Consider the following 17,439-nt stretch of genomic DNA (forward strand, 5'->3'; position numbering starts at 1 on the left):
TGTTCACTTGGCAACAACCCCGCGTCAGTGGGCATTCAGGATCAGGGCGAACCTATGAACCAGCCGGTCAACCACCCCACGCACGCGCATGACCACGACCATGACCACGATCATGGCCATTCGCATCACCGGGATCAGCACAGCCATGCCCATGGGCACAGCCACGCAGACAGCTGCTGCAGTACCCAGGTGGCGCCCGCGTTCGTGCAACTGACCGACCAGGCCAGCGACGGCGCCCGACTCAGCCGGTTCCGTATCCAGGCCATGGACTGCCCGACCGAGCAGACGCTGATCCAGGACAAGCTGGGCAAGCTGGCGGGCGTCGAGCAGCTCGAATTCAACCTCATCAACCGCATTCTTGGCGTGCGCCACACCCTCGAAGACACCGTACCGATCGAGCGCGCCATCGACAGCCTCGGCATGCAGGCCGAGCCGCTGGCCGACGCGGACGACGGCAGCAGCCAGGCACCCGCTGCGCACAAGACGCGCTGGGCACCCTTGCTGTTGTCCGGCGTGGCCGCGCTCGCTGCGGAAGTCGCGCACTTCTCGGGCAAGGCGCCGGAGTGGCTGGTGGCAGCGCTGGCGCTGGCCGCGATCCTGGGCTGTGGTCTGGGCACCTACAAGAAGGGCTGGATCGCCCTGAAGAACCTCAACCTGAACATCAACGCGCTGATGAGCATCGCTGTCACCGGCGCCGTGTTGATCGGCCAGTGGCCGGAGGCGGCCATGGTCATGGTGCTGTTCACCCTGGCCGAGCTGATCGAGGCGCGTTCGCTGGATCGTGCGCGCAACGCCATCAGCGGGCTCATGCAGCTGGCGCCGGACATGGCCACGGTGCAGCAGGCCGATGGTCAATGGCGTGACGTCGAGGTGCGCGAGGTGGCGATCGGTGCGCGGGTGCGGGTCAGGCCAGGCGAGCGTATCGGCCTGGATGGCGAAGTGCTCGAGGGGCAATCCAGTGTCGATCAGGCGCCCATCACTGGCGAGAGCCTGCCGGTGGAAAAGACGGTGGGCGACAGGCTGTTCGCCGGCACCATCAACCAGGACGGTGCCCTGGAGTACCGTGTGACCGCCGCTGCCGGGCAATCGACCCTGGCGCGCATCATCAAGGCCGTGGAGCAGGCCCAGGGCGCGCGCGCACCGACCCAGCGCTTCGTCGACCGCTTCTCGCGCATCTATACGCCGGCCGTCTTCGCCGTCGCCTTGGCCGTGGCGCTGATTCCACCGCTGTTCATGGCCGCCGCCTGGTTCGACTGGATCTACCGTGCGCTGGTGCTGCTGGTGGTGGCCTGCCCCTGCGCCCTGGTGATCTCCACCCCGGTGACCATCGTCAGTGGCCTGGCGGCGGCGGCGCGCAAAGGCATCCTGGTCAAGGGTGGCGTGTACCTGGAGGGTGGCCGCCAGCTGGATTACCTGGCGCTGGACAAGACCGGCACCCTCACCCACGGCAAACCGGTGCAGACCGACTTCAGCCTGCTCGACCCAGCCTTCGAAGGCCGCGCCCAGGCGCTGGCCACCAGCCTTGGCGAGCGCTCCGATCATCCGGTGTCGCGGGCCATTGCCCTGCACGGGCGCGAGCACGGTGTCACGCTGCACGAGGTGGCCGAGTTCTCGGCACTGGCCGGACGCGGTGTGCGCGGTACGATCGACGGTCAGGTCTACCATCTGGGCAACCATCGCCTGGTCGAAGAACTGGGGCTGTGCTCGCCGGCGCTGGAGGCGCGACTCGATGCCCTGGAGCGTCAGGGCAAGACCGTGGTGCTGCTGCTCGACGGCTCCGGTCCGTTGGCCCTGTTCGCCGTGGCCGACACGGTCAAGGACAGCAGCCGCCAGGCCATCGCCGAACTGCACGCCCTGGGCATCAGGACGGTGATGCTGACCGGCGACAACCCGCATACCGCACAGGCCATCGCCGCGCAGGTGGGCATCGACCGCGCCGAGGGCGACCTGCTGCCGACCGACAAGCTCAAGGTCATCGAAGAGCTGTATGCCCAGGGCCATCGCGTGGGCATGGTCGGCGACGGCATCAACGACTCACCGGCCCTGGCCCGCGCCGAGATCGGCTTCGCCATGGCCGCTGCCGGGACCGATACGGCCATCGAAACCGCCGATGTGGCGCTGATGGACGACGACTTGCGCAAAATCCCGGCGTTCGTCAGGCTGTCACGCCAGAGCGCGGCCATCCTGGTGCAGAACATCGTGCTGGCCCTGGGGGTCAAGGCGATTTTCCTGGCCGTCACCTTCACCGGGCTGGCCACCCTGTGGATGGCCGTATTCGCCGACATGGGCGTGAGCCTGCTGGTGGTCTTCAACGGCCTGCGGCTGCTGCGCAAGTAGCGGCGATAAAGCTAGTGGTTGCACAGCGGCTGCCAGCGGCCAGTCCATCGAGGGAGGGGCTAGAGAGATGAATCGACCCACATCAGCCTGCCGCTTGCAGCTTGCCGCATCGGCCTGCCCCCCATGCTGAGCGCCGAGCTGAAGGCGTTCTACATGGTGGCCCGCCTGGGCAGCATCACCCAGGCGGCGAAGAAGCTCGGGCTCAGCCAGCCCACGGTCACCACGCAGGTGCGCAACCTGGAAAGCCAGTACGGCGTCGAACTGTTCTACCGGGGCGGGCGGCGGCTGATGCTCAGCGACGAGGGTGTACGCTTGCTGCCGCGGGTCAAGGCGCTGTTGCAGCAGGAAGCGCAGATCGAGTTCGAACTGCGCAACGGCGCCCTGGGCCAGGGCAGCCTGCGGCTGGCGGCCACGGCGCCTTACTACATCCTGGACCTGGTGAAGGTGTTCCGCGAGCGCCTGCCCCAGGTCGAGGTGACGGTGGAAATCGGCAACTCGCAACAGGTGCTGGAGATGCTCGAAGACTACCGCGTGGACGTCGCCGCCTCCTCGCAGCTACTCGAGGACGCACGCCTGGTGAGGCGCTTGCTGGGCAGTGATCCGCTGGTGGTGGCGGTGCATCGCAGTCACCCCCTGGCGCAGCGCCAGGCCATCGGCATCCAGGCGCTGGCAGGGCACTGCCTGTTGCTGCGCGAGCGTGGCTCGACCACGCGCCAGCTCACCGAGCGAATGCTCGAAGACGCCGGGGTGAAGACTGGCGCGCTGCTGGAGATCGGCAGCCGCGAGTCGATCCGCGAGGCCGTGCTGCGCAATATCGGCATCAGTGTCATCGCCCGCCATGAAGTGCCGCTCACCCCCGAGCTGCGGGTGCTGAGCCTGGAGGGTGCCCCGCAGATGCACGAATACCTTTACTGCCTCAAGGAACGTCGCCAGGCCCGTTTGCCGGCGGCATTCCTGGGGGTGGCGCAGGAGATGGCGGGGTTGGGGTTCTAGAACGCGTCAGAGGTTGCTCAATGCAAAATCTGCCAATACCCTCATCGCTCGCTTTGCCCTGATCGCCACGCAAGCGTCGCATCGGCTTCCTAGCATGGCCCCATCTCTTCGATGAGGCTTTGCCATGAACCCTGCCACCCCCGGCGCGCCGATGAAAGTGCGCGGCATCCACAAGCGCTTCGGCGCCTTCACCGCGTTGAACGACGTGACTCTGGACGTCGCAGCCGGCGAGCTGGTGTGCCTGCTCGGCCCGTCCGGCTGCGGCAAGACCACCTTGCTGCGCTGCATCGCCGGGCTGGAGCGACAGGATCGCGGCACGCTGTACATCGGTGAGCGAGACATCTCCGAGCTGCCGCCGCAGGCCCGTGACTACGGGATCCTGTTCCAGTCCTACGCGCTGTTTCCGAATCTCACCGTCGAAGCCAACATCGCCTACGGCCTGAGCGGTGCGGGTCGCGACCAGGTGCGCCAGCGTGTGGGCGACATGCTGGCGCTGGTCGGGCTGCTGGGCAGCGAGAAGAAGTACCCCGGTCAATTGTCCGGCGGTCAGCAGCAGCGTGTCGCCCTGGCACGTGCCCTGGCGCCATCACCGTCGCTGCTGCTGCTCGACGAACCGATGTCCGCGCTCGATGCGCGGGTGCGCGATCACCTGTGCGGTGAGCTGCGCCAGTTGCAGCGCCAGTTGGGCATCACCACCGTGATGGTCACCCACAACCAGGACGAAGCGATGCTGATGGCCGATCGCATCGCCGTGATGAACAACGGCCGGGTCGAGCAATACGCCACTGCCCGGCAGATCTACGATCGTCCGGCCACGCCCTTCGTCGCCGAATTCGTCGGCCAGGGCAACTGGCTGCCTTTCCAGCGTCACGACGACCAGCACGCGCGGGTCGGCAGCCTGAACCTGCGCCTGGCACCCGGCGTGGACAAGGCGCCGAGCGGTCGCCTGTTCTGCCGACCCGAAGCGATCACGGTCAATCCGGTGGTGCACGAGGAAAACCTGTTTCCGGCCAAGGTGCAGGCAATCACCTTCCTCGGCAATCGCTGCCGCATGAGTTTCGAACTGGCCGCACTACCGGGCCATGCGCTGTTGGCCGAGCTGGCGCCCGACGCCATGCCACGGCTGGGTTCGCAGGACATCTGGGTGGCGCTGCCACCGCAGAGTCTGCAGGTGTTCGCCTGAGATGGGCGCGCCTGTATCCATGGCGCCGTCGGTCATCGGGACCGTCGCCGGTCGCGGTGTCAGCGTGGGCGACCGGGTTTTCGTGATCGGCGGCAAGGCCCTGCTGCTGGCGCTGTTGCTGCTGGCCGTACTGCTGCCGCTGCTGGCGATCTTCTGGCGAGGCTTGAGTGGCGACGCCGGGCAGGGCGGTGGTCTGGACGCGGCCACCGAGCTGTTCGCCAGCGCCAATTTCCGCTGGCTGCTGGGCAACAGCCTGTCGGTGGGGTTGAGCGTGGCGCTGATCGTCGTGCCGCTGGCCTACCTGTTCGCCTATGCCCTGCAACGCACGCTGATTCCGGCCAAGGGCCTGTGGCGCGGTATTTCCCTGCTGCCGTTGCTGGCGCCGTCCATGCTGCCGGCCATCGCGCTGGTGTACCTGTTCGGCAACCAGGGGCTGCTGAGGGGGCTGCTCAGCGACAATATCTACGGGTTCTGGGGGATCGTGCTGGGGGAGGCGATCTACACCTTTCCCCATGCGCTGATGATCCTGCTCTCGGCCTTGTCGCTGGCCGATGCACGCTTGTTCGATGCCGCCTCGAGCATGGGTGCCGGGCCCTGGCGAGCATTTCGCAGCATCACCTGGCCGGCGACGCGCCAGGCGGTGTTCGCCGCCTTCTGCCTGGTGTTCACCCTCACCATCACCGACTTCGGCATCCCGGTGGTGGTCGGCGGCGACTATCAGGTGCTGGCGCTGGAAGCCTACAAGGCCGTGGTCGGGCAGCAGCAGTTCGGGCGCGGCGCGCTGATCGGCATGGTCCTGCTGGCACCGGCGCTGCTCAGCTTCGGGGTCGATGCCTGGCTGCGTCGACGCCAGGGCGAGGCCATGAGCGGGCGGGCGCAGGCGTTCGTGCCCGCAGCGGGCCGGGGACGCGACGCCTGTTTTCTGGTGCTGGTGATGGTGGTGTGCGCTGCGTTGCTGGGGGTGGTCGGCATGGCGGTGTATTCCTCGCTGGTCACGTTCTGGCCCTACAACCTCAGCCTGTCGCTCAAGCATTACCTGTTCGAGGACACCACCGGCGGCGGCTGGCTGGCCTACCGCAACAGCGTGACCATGGCGCTGTGCTGCGCGCTGATCGGCAGCGCGGTGATCTTCACCGGTGCCTACCTGATGGAGAAGACCCAGGGCCAGCGCCTGCTCAACCAGAGCCTGCGCCTGCTCAGTTTCGTTCCCATGGCGGTGCCGGGCCTGGTGCTGGGGCTGGGCTACGTATTGTTCTTCAACCTGCCCGGTAACCCGCTGCACGTGCTGTACGGCAGCATGGCACTGCTGGTGCTGTGCACCCTGGCCCACTACCTGACCACCGCACAGATGACCGCGACCACGGCACTGCGCCAGCTCGACGGCGAATTCGAAGCCGCCGCGCTGTCGCTCAAGGCGCCGCTGTATCGGCACTACCTGCGCGTGACCGTGCCGATCTGCCTGCCGGCGCTGCTGGACATCGTGCGCTACCTGTTCGTCTCGGCGATGACCACGGTCTCGGCGGCGATCTTCCTCTACAGCCCCGACACCGTTTTGGCGGCGGTCGCCGTGCTGAACATGGACGATGCCGGCAACGTCGGCGGCGCGGCGGCCATGTCCACCCTGATCCTGCTCACCAGCGCGGGCGCGTCGCTGCTTTTGGCCACGGCTTCTCGACGCCTGCTGCGCCGCTCCCAGGCCTGGCGCCAGCGTGTGCCTCACGCCTGACCCGATCGTTCATTTCCAAGGAAACCTTCTCATGTCCAAGCCGCTCGCCCTTGTCGTCGCCCTGTCCACCGTGTTCAGCCTGCAGGCTGCGGCGGCGACCCAGCTGACTGTCTATACCGCGTTGGAAGCCGAGCAACTGACCCGTTACAAGCAAGCCTTCGAACGGGCCAACCCGGACATCCAGATTCGCTGGGTTCGCGACTCCACCGGCATCATCACCGCCAAGCTGCTGGCCGAGAAGGACCGCCCCCAGGCCGATGCGGTCTGGGGCCTGGCCGCTTCCAGCCTGGCGATTCTCGACCAGCAGGGCATGCTCGAACCCTATGCGCCGAAAGACCTTGGCGCGATCTCCAGCAACTACCGCGATGCTGCCAATCCGCCGGCCTGGGTGGGGATGGACGTGTGGGCCGCGACCCTGTGCTTCAACACCGTGGAGGCGCAGAAGCAGGGCCTGAGCAAACCGCTGAGCTGGCAGGACCTGACCCGGCCCGAATACAAGGGCAAGATCGTCATGCCCAACCCGGCCTCGTCCGGCACCGGTTTTCTCGACGTCAGCGCCTGGTTGCAGACCTTCGGCGAGCCCCAGGGCTGGGCCTACATGGACGCGTTGCACCAGAACATCGGCCAGTACGTCCATTCCGGTTCCAAGCCCTGCAAGCTGGCAGCCGCCGGGGAGTTCCCCATCGGCATCTCGTTCGAGTACCCCGCCGTGCAGCTCAAGCGCCAGGGGGCGCCGCTGGACATCGTCCTGCCCAAGGAAGGCCTGGGCTGGGAGATCGAGGCCACGGCGCTGATCAAGGGTTCGCCCAAGGCCGAGGCGGCCCGGCGCCTGGCGGACTTTTCGGCCAGCCCCGCGGCCATGGAACTGTACAAGGAAAACTTCGCCGTGCTCGCCGCGCCCGGCATCGCCAAGCCGCAGACCGAGCTGCCTGCCGATTATGAACAACGCCTGATCAACAACGACTTCGCCTGGGCGTCGAGCAACCGCGAGCGGATTCTGGCCGAGTGGCGCAAGCGTTATGACGGCAAGTCGGAAAAGGCCGCGCAGCCGTGACCGTTCTTCAGCCGGTCTGGATGCGGCCGGTTCGAGGGGCTCCCGTCCCCATGAACATCCACAGGACACTCCAGCGATGCGTACTGCCCACCAGATCATAGACAGCCTTTTCGCCCTGTACGAGCGTCATGGTGCCGACGATTACATCGGCGAGGCCATCACCCAGCTCGAACACATGTCTCAGGTGGCGCAGTTGGCGATGGACGAAGGTTTCGACGACGAAGTGGTGCTGGCCGGATTCTTCCACGACATCGGCCACCTGTGCGGTGGCGTCGCGCGCATGGGCGGCTTCGGCGTGGCGGGCCACGAGCGCATCGGAGCGCATTATCTGCGCCGTTGCGGCTTCAGCGAGCGTCTGGCCCGGTTGGTGGAGTACCACGTGCAGGCCAAGCGTTATCTCACATTGCGTCGACCGGGGTATTACCGTTGCCTGAGCGAAGCGAGCCGGCGCACATTGCAATACCAGGGCGGGGTGATGAGCGAGGCCGAGGCCGATGCCTTCGAGCGCGATCCGCTGTTCTCGGTCAGCTTGCGCGTGCGTGAGTGGGACGAACGCGCCAAGCAGGTGGGGGTGCCGCCGATGGATCTGACGGTGTTGAAGCGCAAGGCCCTGGCACTGCTGTGCGCGCCGATGTGATCGGTCAGCGGGCGAGGCGACACTGCGCAAAAGGGCCGATGAAGGAAAAGCCCTTGAGCAGTGGTCGACCTCACAGCCTCTGATGCAATGCGGACATCGTTTATCCAGCCGCGTCATCTGGCCTTGTTGATGGCCTTGACCCGGTCGACCGAGGCATTGTGGGCAAACACCACGTACACCAGTTGATGCTCGATGGCGCTGCGAGTGCGGTCGATGGTGTCTTGGGGGAGGTTGGCGTTGCGCATCAGTTTGGCCAGGAATTGAAGGTCTTCGACCATGATGTCGGCGCACATCTGCAATCTTTTCAGGGGCCAGTCCAGTTCGGCCTTTTGCTCCTTTTTCAACACGTCATTGACGTGTGTCTTGAGACTGCCGAGCAAAGTGTCCATCTCGGCGTCTGCGCTGTTGCGCAGCTTGATGCTTTCGAGCGGGCTGATCACGTTGTCCGCCTGATACTCACCTATGTACGCGTCGAACTTGCCGTCGCTGGATTGCACTTTGAGGCTCATCTCATTCACCTTTTGCGTTGAGGACGCATTGAGTGTCAGGCGCCTCCAAGGCTTGTGCTACTGGCAGAAATATCAGTAGGCGGTGGCGGTGCTGCAAGCCGGTCAGGCGATTTGCTCGCTCAACTGCTCCAGCTGCTCCTGGCGCTCAGCCTGATTCACGCGCGCCCCTGGGTTGAGCGTCGACCATTGCGGGTGCGCTCGCGCCCGCTTCAGCGCTTCGGGAAGCTTGCCTTCACGCCAGGCCTTTTCGTCCAGCTGGCCCAGGCTCACTCGCGTCTGGGCCGCGTGGCCACGGGCGTTCAACGCCTGCACCAGTTGCTGCTGACGCAGGGCCAGCAAACGCAGCACGCTGTCGTGCACCGTCAGTTCGCGACGCCCCTTGAGCTTGCCCATCAGACGCGACCCATAGCTGCGCGCGGTTTGCAGCGCGCCGCCGGCAATCGCCCCGGCCAGCGCTGCCGCGCCCAGGGTCAGGCCGCCCACCATCAGGTCGACGCCTGCCCCAGCGGCCGCCCCGGCCGCGACGCCGCTGCCCAGGCGTACGCCCAGCAGCCTGAGGGTCTCCGGATTGAACAGGTCGTCGCCCCAGCGGCCGTCGAGCAAGGGCAGGTCCTCGGCGCTGGCATCTTCGCGGCGGAAGGCATACAGCTTGAGCAGCGCCTCGACGCAGCGCTGCTCGCGCTGGCGCACGTCCTGACGCAAGGTTTCGATGGCCTGGGACTGGATGGCCGGATCGGTTTCCACACTGCGCCGGCAGGCCGCGCAGTCGAGCAACAGTTCGGCGATCAGGCGCTTGCCGGCCTGCTGACGGGCCAGGTGCTGGGCACGCTGGTCGTCGATCAGTCGCTGCAAGGCCGGGCGCGCGTCTTCGAGCAGCAGCGCCAGGCTTTCGTACAGGCGGCGTTCACCATCCTCGGGTGGCGCCACGCTGTCGAAACGCACCAGCGCATGCAGGCCCAGGCGAGCCAGGGCCTCGCGCCACTCGGCTTCGCGGTGGCCATCGCTGGCGACGAAGTTGAGCACCGGCAGCAGGGGTTTGCCACAGCCGGCCAGCACCTCCAGCTCGTCGCGGTATTTGGCCAGCACCGGTTCGCGGGCGTCGATCACGTACAGGCCGGCGTGACTGGCCTGTAGCTGGCGCAGTACCTTGGCCTCCTGCTCGAAGCGCTGCCGGGCTTCGGCACCCTGCAGGAAGCGCTCCAGCCGCGCCGGGCCATCGAGACGCTCGCCCGGCCGCTCCAGGCGTTCCAAGTAGTCGAGCAGGGCGATGGCGTCTTCCAGCCCCGGGGTGTCGTAAAGCTCCAGCAGCGCCTGGCCATCGACCGAGAGCCGGGCGCCTTCGACGTGGCGGGTGGTGCTGGGCCGGTGGGACACCTCGCCGAACGCGACATCGCGGGTGAGGGTGCGCAGCAGCGAGGTCTTGCCCACGTTGGTATGGCCGACCACGGCCAGTTTCAGCGGCTCAGTCATGGCCATGCTCCAGCCAGGTCAGGGGCGAGGTGTCGGCGTAGGGCAGGCCCAGGCGGTCCAGGGCATCGTGCCAGTCGCCCAGGCGCGCGGGGTCGAGGCTCGCGCCGGGGGCGCTGGGCAGCAGCCAGATACGCGTAGCCGTGGCGCTGCGCGCCAGCTCGGCGAGCAGGGCCAGGCTGCCACGATCCGGTGAGCGTTGCGGGTCGCAGGCGATCAGCAGGCGTGCCGGTGGGAAGCGGCTCAACTGCTCCAGCAGCTTGTGCCGTGAGGCGCGGCTGTCGAGTACGCCGGCGTCGGTGATGGTCTGGGGCAGCGTCGGTGGCCAGTCGCGCTGGTCGTCCAGTTCCAGCCCGACCAGCAGCGCGCCACCACTGCCACCGTCCAGTCGGCCCGCCTCGAAGGTGGGCAGTCGCTGCGGGGCGGCATCCTGCACCCCGAGGCGCTCGCTGCGCGGCATCAGCGCGTCGCGCAGTGGGGCGTAGCCGGGCAGGTCGAGATCCAGCGTCAGGCGGCGGCGCCCTTGGCGCCAGCGCAACAGGCAGAGCCCGGCCAGCAACAGGCGCGGCAGCAGGCCGTACATCAGCACCACGCCCAGCAGCCAGCTGGCCCAGGCCTGGCGGGCGATGTCCAGGCTGGGTAGCGTCGCACCGCTGGCGCGGATCATCGCTTCGTCCGGCACGCTGAAGCCCAGCAGCGCGGGCAGGGCGCCGAGGGATCGGGTCAGGGCGATGAACGGCTCGGGGGCCAGCAGGGTGGTCTCCCAGACGAAGCCGTAGCGGCGGGTGCTGAGCAACGCCAGGAGCATGCCCAGCGCGGCAGTCATCGCCAGCAGCCACAGGCCGTGCACCAGCAGGCCGAGCAGCCAGCGGGCCAGGCGTTGACGTTGCAGCGTCACCAGCAAGGCCGGTGCCAGGTGCGCAGCCTTGGCATCGCGCGCCAGCCGTTCGCTGAGCCAGAGCCACAGCCGACCCAGCGTGGCGCCCTGCTCGCCCGCGAAGAAAAAGCCCAGCGCCCACCCCAGCAACAGCACCAGGTTCAGCCCGAGCAGGCTGCCCAGCGCCCAGAACACGTTGACCGGGCGCAGGCCATCGCCCAGCGCCGCGAGGCCCAGGCCGGCGCCGCTGAGCACCGCGGCGATCATCAAGGCCAGCAGGGCCAGGCGAGCCCCCTGCTTCCAGCGAATCAGGGCCTGGGTGAGGCCATCACGCTCGGCCAGCCACAGCGCGCGGGTTTCGATCCGCGTCGCCAGGTCGCCGCCCTGCTGGCGGGCGCGGCGGTTGGCCTCCTGGTCTTCCAGGGGGCCGGCCTGTTCTTCGCGCAGGCGCACCGCTTCGGTGAGCCAGCGTCGGTCCAGTTCGGTCGGTGCAGTCACGAAGTCTTCCATTGCCATTGCACGGGTCGTGCCCAAGCATAACCCAGGCGCCCGGTGCTATCCTCGCCGATATGACGACATCACTCCCCCTCAGCCTGATCGCCGCGTTGGCCAGCAACCGCGTGATCGGCATCGACAACTCCATGCCCTGGCACCTGCCGGGGGACTTCAAGTACTTCAAGGCCACCACCCTGGGCAAGCCGATCATCATGGGACGCAAGACCTGGGATTCGCTGGGGCGGCCGTTGCCGGGTCGCCTGAACCTGGTGGTCAGCCGACAGCCAGGGCTGACATTGGCGGGGGCCGAGGTGTTCGCCTCGCTGGAGGCGGCGGTCCAACGTGCCGAGCAATGGGCGCACGAGCACGGCGTGGACGAGCTGATGCTGATCGGCGGCGCGCAGTTGTATGGGCAGGCGCTGGAAAAGGGGCTGGTCAGCCGGATGTACCTGACCCGGGTGGAGCTGGCGCCCGAAGGCGACGCCTGGTTTCCCGAGTTCCAGGCCCAGCAGTGGGCGCTGACGTCCAGCGAGCGGCAGGTCGAGGAGGGCAAGCCCGTGTATCACTTCGAGGTGTGGGACAGGCGGGCGTAGGCCCAGGTCTGCCCGCGAGCGCCGGCCGGGCCGCAGCGCACGGCCCTTCACCTGCCTCGCGGGAGAATCCACCTACTCACGCCGTCAGCTATGGCTCAGCTCGGCATGCTCGTCGTCGGCCAGCACCGCCTTGTCGGTCTGCTTGAGCAACTGGCTGGTGACCACGCCGGCGGTCATCGAGCCGTTGACGTTCAGTGCCGTACGCCCCATGTCGATCAGCGGCTCGACCGAAATCAGCAAGGCCACCAGCTCCACTGGCAAGCCCATCGCCGGCAGCACGATCAGGGCGGCGAAGGTCGCGCCGCCCCCGACGCCGGCCACGCCGGCCGAGCTGAGGGTGACGATGGCCACCAGGGTGGCGATCCACAGCGGGTCGAAGGTGTCGATGCCCACCGCCGGAGCCACCATCACCGCCAGCATGGCCGGATACAGGCCCGCGCAACCGTTCTGACCGATGGTGGCGCCGAACGAGGCACTGAAGCTGGCGATCGACGGCGGTACGCCCAGGCGCTGGGTCTGCGCCTCGATGTTCAGCGGAATGCTGGCGGCGCTGGAGCGGCTGGTGAAGGCGAAGGTCAGCACGGGCCAGACCTTGCGCAGAAAGCGCAGCGGGCTGACCCCGGTGAGCGCGAGGATCACGCCGTGGACCACGAACATCAGGCCCAGCCCCAGGTACGACACCACCACGAAACTGCCCAGCTTGAGGATGTCCTCCAGGTTCGAGCTGGCGACCACCTTGGTCATCAGCGCCAGCACGCCGTAGGGGGTCAGCTTCATCACCAGGCGCACCAGGCGCATCACCCAGGCCTGCAGCACGTCGATGGCCGACAGGGCGCGCAGGCCCTTGTCCTGGTCGTCCTTGATCAGTTGCAGCGCGGCAAGGCCGAGGAACACGGCGAAGATCACCACGCTGATGATCGAGGTCGGCTTGGCCCGTGCCAGATCGGCCACCGGGTTGCTGGGGATGAACGACAGCAGCAGGCGCGGGATGTCGAGGTCGGCGACCTTGCCGGCGTAGTCGCTGTTGATCGTCTGCATGCGCGCGGTTTCCTGCGCGCCGGCCACCAGGCCTTCGGCGCTGAGGCCGAACAGGTTGGTCAGGGCGATACCGATCAGCGCGGCGATCGCCGTGGTCAGCAGCAGTGTGCCGATGCTCAGCACGCTGATCCGGCCCAGCGAAGAGGCGCTGTGCAGGCGCGCCACGGCGCTGAGGATCGACGCGAAGATCAGCGGCATGACGATCATCTGCAACAGCCCGACATAGCCGTTGCCGACCAGGTCGAGCCAGCCGATGGTGGCCTTGAGTACCGGATGGCCGGCGCCGTACAGGGCATGCAGGACCAGGCCGAACAGCACGCCCAGCACCAGGCCGAGCAGCACTTTCCTGGCCAGGCTCCAATCGGTACGGCGGGTTTGCGCCAGGCCCAGCAGCAGGGCCAGGAACGCCAGCAGGTTGAGGGAAAGCGGCAGGGTCATCGAAGCTCCATGAAGCACAGGTTGGGAATCGCCTCTGCGAGCGATTGCGAGCGGAAATGCTAACAGTATGAAAAGAAGCGAATGTATACCTATGGGTTATTTCGATAGTCGCTTATGGAATAACGACCTGTCGCCTACAGACAATCAACGCGCCGTTTCGAAAGGGGCGGGTGTCGCTGACAGACCCATCCTTGTCACCGATCCTCAGTAGGCTTGGGCGGTCCCCCTTCGGAGAAACCTTCTGATGACCCTGCGCAGACTTCTCGCCGGCAGCCTCGCCGCATTGATCAGCACCGCCACCTGGGCGGCCACCGAGCTTCGGCACTGGCCCACCGACGCCGCTCGGCAACTGGACGCAATGATCGCCGCCAACGCTCACAAGGGTAACTACGCCGTCTTCGACATGGACAACACCAGCTATCGTTTCGATCTGGAAGAAGCCTTGCTGCCGTTCATGGAGAACAAAGGGTTGCTGACCCGCGAGTCCCTCGACCCCTCGCTGAAACCGATTCCCTTCAAGGACACCGCCGAGCACAAGGAAAGCCTGTTCAGCTACTACTACCGCCTGTGCGAAATCGATGACATGGTGTGCTATCCCTGGGTGGCGCAGGTATTTTCAGGGTTCACGCTCAAGGCGCTGAAAGTCCAGGTCGACGAGCTGATGGCCTCGGGCAAGCCGATTCCGGTCACCTATTTCGACGGCGATCAGCTCAAGTCCACCGAAGTGCAACCGCCCAAGGTCTTCACCGGCCAGGCCGAGCTGTACAACAAGCTTATGGAGAACGGCATCGAGGTCTATGTGATCTCGGCGGCTTCCGAAGAGCTGGTGCGCATGGTCGCCTCGGACCCGAAGTACGGCTACAACGTCAAGCCGCAGAACGTCATCGGCGTCAGCCTGCTGCTCAAGGACCCTGCCAGCGGTGCGCTGACCACCGCGCGCAAGCAGATCGCCGCCGGTCACTATGACCCCACGGCCAACGAAAACCTCGAACTGACGCCCTACCTGTGGACACCCGCCACCTGGATGGCGGGCAAGCAGGCGGCCATCCTGACCTACATCGACGAGTGGAAGCGCCCGGTGCTGGTGGGCGGCGACACGCCCACCAGCGACGGCTACATGCAGTTTCACGGGGTCGATGTGAGCAAGGGCGGCATCCACCTGTGGATAAACCGCAAGCCCAAGTACCTGGAGCAACTCAACGGCATGATCGCCAGCAACGCCGCGGCTCAGGCGCGCGAGGGCCTGCCGGTGACCGCGGACAAGAACTGGGTGATCGTCACCCCGGAGCAGATCCAGTAGCGCAACTGCCCCGGGATATAAGGGCTCACGCCTTGAGCAGGTGCTTCCAGGCGCGGCTCTGCTCGATGGCGCGGGCCAGGTCGATGCGTGCTTCGAGCAAGGTATCGGCCTCGGTCGGTGCCTCGTCGTCCTGCTCGTCGGGCGAGGCTTCGCCCAACGGCCGCTCGGCCAGCTCATGCAGCTTTCTCAGGTCGCCGTACAAGCGGTCCAGCTGTGGCGCCTCCAGCACCTGACGGGCGTGGTGCAGCCAGGCCAGCAACTGCTCGATGCGCGGCAACTGCTCGCCCAGGTCTTCCGGACGCTGGATGTACAGCGGCAGCTTCAGGGCGCGGCCTTCCTCGCCGAGCTGGTGCAGCAACCAACTGGCCAGCTGCGCCAGGCCCTGACGCTCGCCACGGCCCTTGCGCTCGGCGGTCCAGGCGCGAGCCAGCAACCAGCGCGAGGTTTCCAGAGAGAACTGGCCCCAGCGCGGGTCTTCGAGTTCCTCGGCGAACTGCTCGGGTGCGGCGCGACGGATGTCTTCGTCGTCATTGCCCGCCTGCACCAGTGGGCGCCAGTCTTCGAGCAGGGCGTCCAGACGGCTGCGCAGGTCGCGCGTGCTGGCGCGCGGTGCGGCTTGGCCGAGGCTGGCGGTGAGCGCACGCAGCTCGGCCAGGCACTGCACCCATTCCTGCAGCAGGCGCCAGTGGCCCGTGTGACGGTACTGCTCGGCCAGGCGCTGGCTGCTGCCCAGCAGTTGCCAGGCCAGGGCGGCGTAGGCGTCGTCCAGGGTCATCTCGGCGTCCAGCTCCACCTGGGGCAGGCTCAGCTCGTAGCTGTCCGGCTCCATCAGGCGATAGCCACGCTCGGCCTTGCTGATGTCGCAGGGCATCAGAGCCAGGCTGGCGGCCAGCTCGGCGGCCAGTTCCAGCAGCGCTTCAGGAGCGCCTTCGCGCAGCTCCAGCTCCAGCTCGCAGATCGCTTCCTTGCGCTTGCCGGCGATGACGAAACCCTGGTCCAGGGCGGCTTCGATCACCACCTTGGCCTTGCCGCGGCCCCAGGAGATTTCTGCGAACTCACGGGTGAAGTCGGTGGTGAACAACGGCTTGATGGTTTTCTTGTCCAGCGCGGCCAGCGACTCGGGCCAGCAGCTGGCATCGAGCTTCTTCAGGTCCAGCTTGACCTTGTCCAGCGGCCATTCGTACTCGTTGCGCGCCGACAGCCCGGCCACGCTCTGGCCACGGCACTTGAGGGTCTGGATGATGGCCTCGCCGTCACGGCGCAGGCGCAGGGCCACGCGCGCGGCTGCCAGATCACGCTCCGGGGTGTCGAAGTACTGGTTGAGCAGCTCGCGGGTCTGCCAGCCGGACTTGTTGCGCTTCTTCAGCAAGGGGTGCTCGCGCAGGGCGGCAAGGGTCTCGCGGCTGGCGCGGAGCTTGAGTTCGGTTTCTGTGTGCATCGCTGGCTCGAAGGAAGGCGTGAGTGGTGCAGAGTCTACAGGAGTCGGCCGAGGGCTGCCGGGTTGTGGTGGCGTTCTGGCAGGCGACCGGCGCGGTGCCGCGTGACAGGCTTGCCCTGCCCGCCGGAGTGATTGCTATGATGCCCCCATGCTCTCGAGGAGTCCGTGTATGCCGTTGCCATCGTTCAAAGACCAGTTCGCCGCGCTGATCGCCGCGCCCTCGGTCAGTTGCACCCAGCCGGCACTGGATCAGTCCAACCGTGTGGTCATCGACCTGCTCGCCGGCTGGCTGGACGACCTGGGTTTTCGCTGCGAAATCCAGCAGGTGACCCCCGGCAAGTTCAACCTGCTGGCCAGCCGTGGCAGTGGCCCTGGCGGGCTGGTGCTGGCCGGCCACAGCGATACCGTGCCATTCGACGAGCAGTTGTGGAGCAGCGACCCGCTCAAGCTCACCGAGGTGGACGGCCGCTGGATCGGGCTCGGCAGCTGCGACATGAAGGGGTTTTTCGCCCTGGTGATCGAGGCGGTGCTTCCCCTGCTGGCGCACGATTTCAAGCAGCCGCTGCTGATCCTCGCCACCTGCGACGAAGAAAGCTCGATGTCCGGCGCCCGCGCTCTGGCCGAAGCCGGGCAGCCCCTCGGGCGTGCGGCGGTGATCGGCGAGCCCACCGGGCTCAAGCCGATCCGCATGCACAAGGGCATCCTGATGGACCGCATCGACATTCTCGGTCGCAGCGGCCATTCGTCGGATCCCAGCCTGGGCAATAGCGCGCTGGAGGCGATGCACGCGGTGATGGGCGAGCTGATGGGCCTGCGCCAGCAGTGGCAGCAGACCTACCGCAACCCGCAGTTCAGCGTGCCCACGCCCACCTTGAACCTGGGCTGCATCCATGGCGGCGACAACCCCAACCGCATCTGCGGCCAGTGCGCCCTGGAGTTCGACCTGCGCCCGTTGCCAGGCATGGACGTGGAGCAGTTGCGCGCGGCGATCCGCGAAAAGCTGGTGCCGCTGGCCGAGCGCCACGCCGTGCGCATCGACTACGCGCCGCTGTTTCCCGAGGTGCCGCCGTTCGAGCAGCCTGCCGATGCCGAGCTGGTGCAACTGGCCGAGCGCCTCACCGGTCACCGCGCCGAGGCGGTGGCCTTCGGCACCGAAGCGCCGTATCTTCAGCAGCTCGGCTGCCAGACCATCGTGCTCGGGCCTGGCGACATCGCCTGTGCCCACCAGCCTGGCGAATACCTTGAAATGTCTCGCATCGAGCCTACCGTGCAGCTGTTGCGTGACCTGATCCGGCATTACTGCCTGAACTGAATATCCACCGTTTCGATTCGTTCTGCCCAGAGGAGACCGCGC

At 66.9% G+C, this 17,439-nt stretch carries 14 protein-coding genes; 9 read left to right on the forward strand and 5 right to left on the reverse strand.

All coding sequences use genetic code 11. The annotated features are described in order from the left end of the window. Positions 1-54: 54 nt before the first annotated feature. From IAE34_RS04340 to IAE34_RS04365, 6 genes are all read left to right on the forward strand, one after another. Positions 55-2,337, forward strand: coding sequence for a heavy metal translocating P-type ATPase (locus tag IAE34_RS04340; protein WP_200137623.1), 2,283 nt, complete (start codon positions 55-57; stop codon positions 2,335-2,337). A 123-nt stretch (positions 2,338-2,460) separates the two neighbouring features. Continuing rightward, positions 2,461-3,330: a LysR family transcriptional regulator gene (locus tag IAE34_RS04345; RefSeq protein ID WP_200137624.1), complete on the forward strand. Its 870-nt coding sequence runs from the start codon at positions 2,461-2,463 to the stop codon at positions 3,328-3,330. Between the two features lie 124 nt (positions 3,331-3,454). Then, complete coding sequence (locus tag IAE34_RS04350) at positions 3,455-4,513, forward strand: putative 2-aminoethylphosphonate ABC transporter ATP-binding protein (RefSeq protein ID WP_200137625.1); 1,059 nt, start codon at positions 3,455-3,457, stop codon at positions 4,511-4,513. A gap of 1 nt (position 4,514) precedes the next feature. Beyond that, positions 4,515-6,239: a putative 2-aminoethylphosphonate ABC transporter permease subunit gene (locus IAE34_RS04355; RefSeq protein WP_442793196.1), complete on the forward strand. Its 1,725-nt coding sequence runs from the start codon at positions 4,515-4,517 to the stop codon at positions 6,237-6,239. Between the two features lie 31 nt (positions 6,240-6,270). Continuing rightward, positions 6,271-7,293, forward strand: coding sequence for a putative 2-aminoethylphosphonate ABC transporter substrate-binding protein (locus IAE34_RS04360; RefSeq protein WP_200137626.1), 1,023 nt, complete (start codon positions 6,271-6,273; stop codon positions 7,291-7,293). A 76-nt stretch (positions 7,294-7,369) separates the two neighbouring features. Further along, on the forward strand, positions 7,370-7,930 hold the full coding sequence (locus tag IAE34_RS04365; RefSeq protein ID WP_200137627.1) for an HD domain-containing protein: 561 nt from the start codon (positions 7,370-7,372) through the stop codon (positions 7,928-7,930). A 113-nt stretch (positions 7,931-8,043) separates the two neighbouring features. On the opposite strand, the gene IAE34_RS04370 is transcribed toward IAE34_RS04365, so the two are convergent. The 3 genes from IAE34_RS04370 to IAE34_RS04380 form a co-directional block, all read right to left on the reverse strand. Next, positions 8,044-8,439, reverse strand: a complete 396-nt coding sequence (locus tag IAE34_RS04370) for a hypothetical protein (RefSeq protein ID WP_200137628.1) — start codon at positions 8,437-8,439, stop codon at positions 8,044-8,046. 102 nt (positions 8,440-8,541) lie between these two features. Further along, positions 8,542-9,909 (reverse strand): GTPase/DUF3482 domain-containing protein, encoded by a 1,368-nt coding sequence (locus tag IAE34_RS04375; RefSeq protein WP_200137629.1) that lies wholly within the window; start codon positions 9,907-9,909, stop codon positions 8,542-8,544. After that, a complete protein-coding gene (locus IAE34_RS04380) occupies positions 9,902-11,293 on the reverse strand; it encodes a DUF2868 domain-containing protein (RefSeq protein ID WP_200137669.1) in 1,392 nt (463 codons plus the stop codon). Before IAE34_RS04380 ends, IAE34_RS04375 begins: the two co-directional genes overlap by 8 nt. A gap of 59 nt (positions 11,294-11,352) precedes the next feature. Here IAE34_RS04380 and IAE34_RS04385 point away from each other — a divergent pair, with 59 nt between their 5' ends. Next, complete coding sequence (locus tag IAE34_RS04385) at positions 11,353-11,871, forward strand: dihydrofolate reductase (protein WP_200137630.1); 519 nt, start codon at positions 11,353-11,355, stop codon at positions 11,869-11,871. Positions 11,872-11,955: 84 nt separating this feature from the next. Here IAE34_RS04385 and IAE34_RS04390 read toward each other — a convergent pair whose 3' ends face one another. After that, positions 11,956-13,347 carry an L-cystine transporter gene (locus IAE34_RS04390; protein ID WP_200137631.1) on the reverse strand — a complete coding sequence of 464 codons (1,392 nt, stop codon included), beginning with the start codon at positions 13,345-13,347 and terminating at the stop codon, positions 11,956-11,958. 244 nt (positions 13,348-13,591) lie between these two features. Between IAE34_RS04390 and IAE34_RS04395 the strand changes: the two genes are divergently transcribed. Beyond that, positions 13,592-14,647, forward strand: coding sequence for a haloacid dehalogenase-like hydrolase (locus tag IAE34_RS04395; RefSeq protein WP_200137632.1), 1,056 nt, complete (start codon positions 13,592-13,594; stop codon positions 14,645-14,647). Positions 14,648-14,672: 25 nt separating this feature from the next. Here IAE34_RS04395 and IAE34_RS04400 read toward each other — a convergent pair whose 3' ends face one another. Further along, entirely contained in the window at positions 14,673-16,085 is a 1,413-nt protein-coding gene (locus tag IAE34_RS04400) for a CYTH domain-containing protein (RefSeq protein ID WP_200137633.1), read from the reverse strand. A 169-nt stretch (positions 16,086-16,254) separates the two neighbouring features. On the opposite strand from IAE34_RS04400, the gene argE reads away from it, so the two are divergent. After that, the gene (argE, locus tag IAE34_RS04405; RefSeq protein ID WP_200137634.1) at positions 16,255-17,397 is read left to right on the forward strand and encodes an acetylornithine deacetylase; all 1,143 of its coding nucleotides are present in this window, start codon (positions 16,255-16,257) and stop codon (positions 17,395-17,397) included. Positions 17,398-17,439: the final 42 nt, after the last annotated feature.

This window comes from Pseudomonas sp. S30 (genome assembly GCF_016518545.1).
GTDB lineage: Bacteria > Pseudomonadota > Gammaproteobacteria > Pseudomonadales > Pseudomonadaceae > Aquipseudomonas.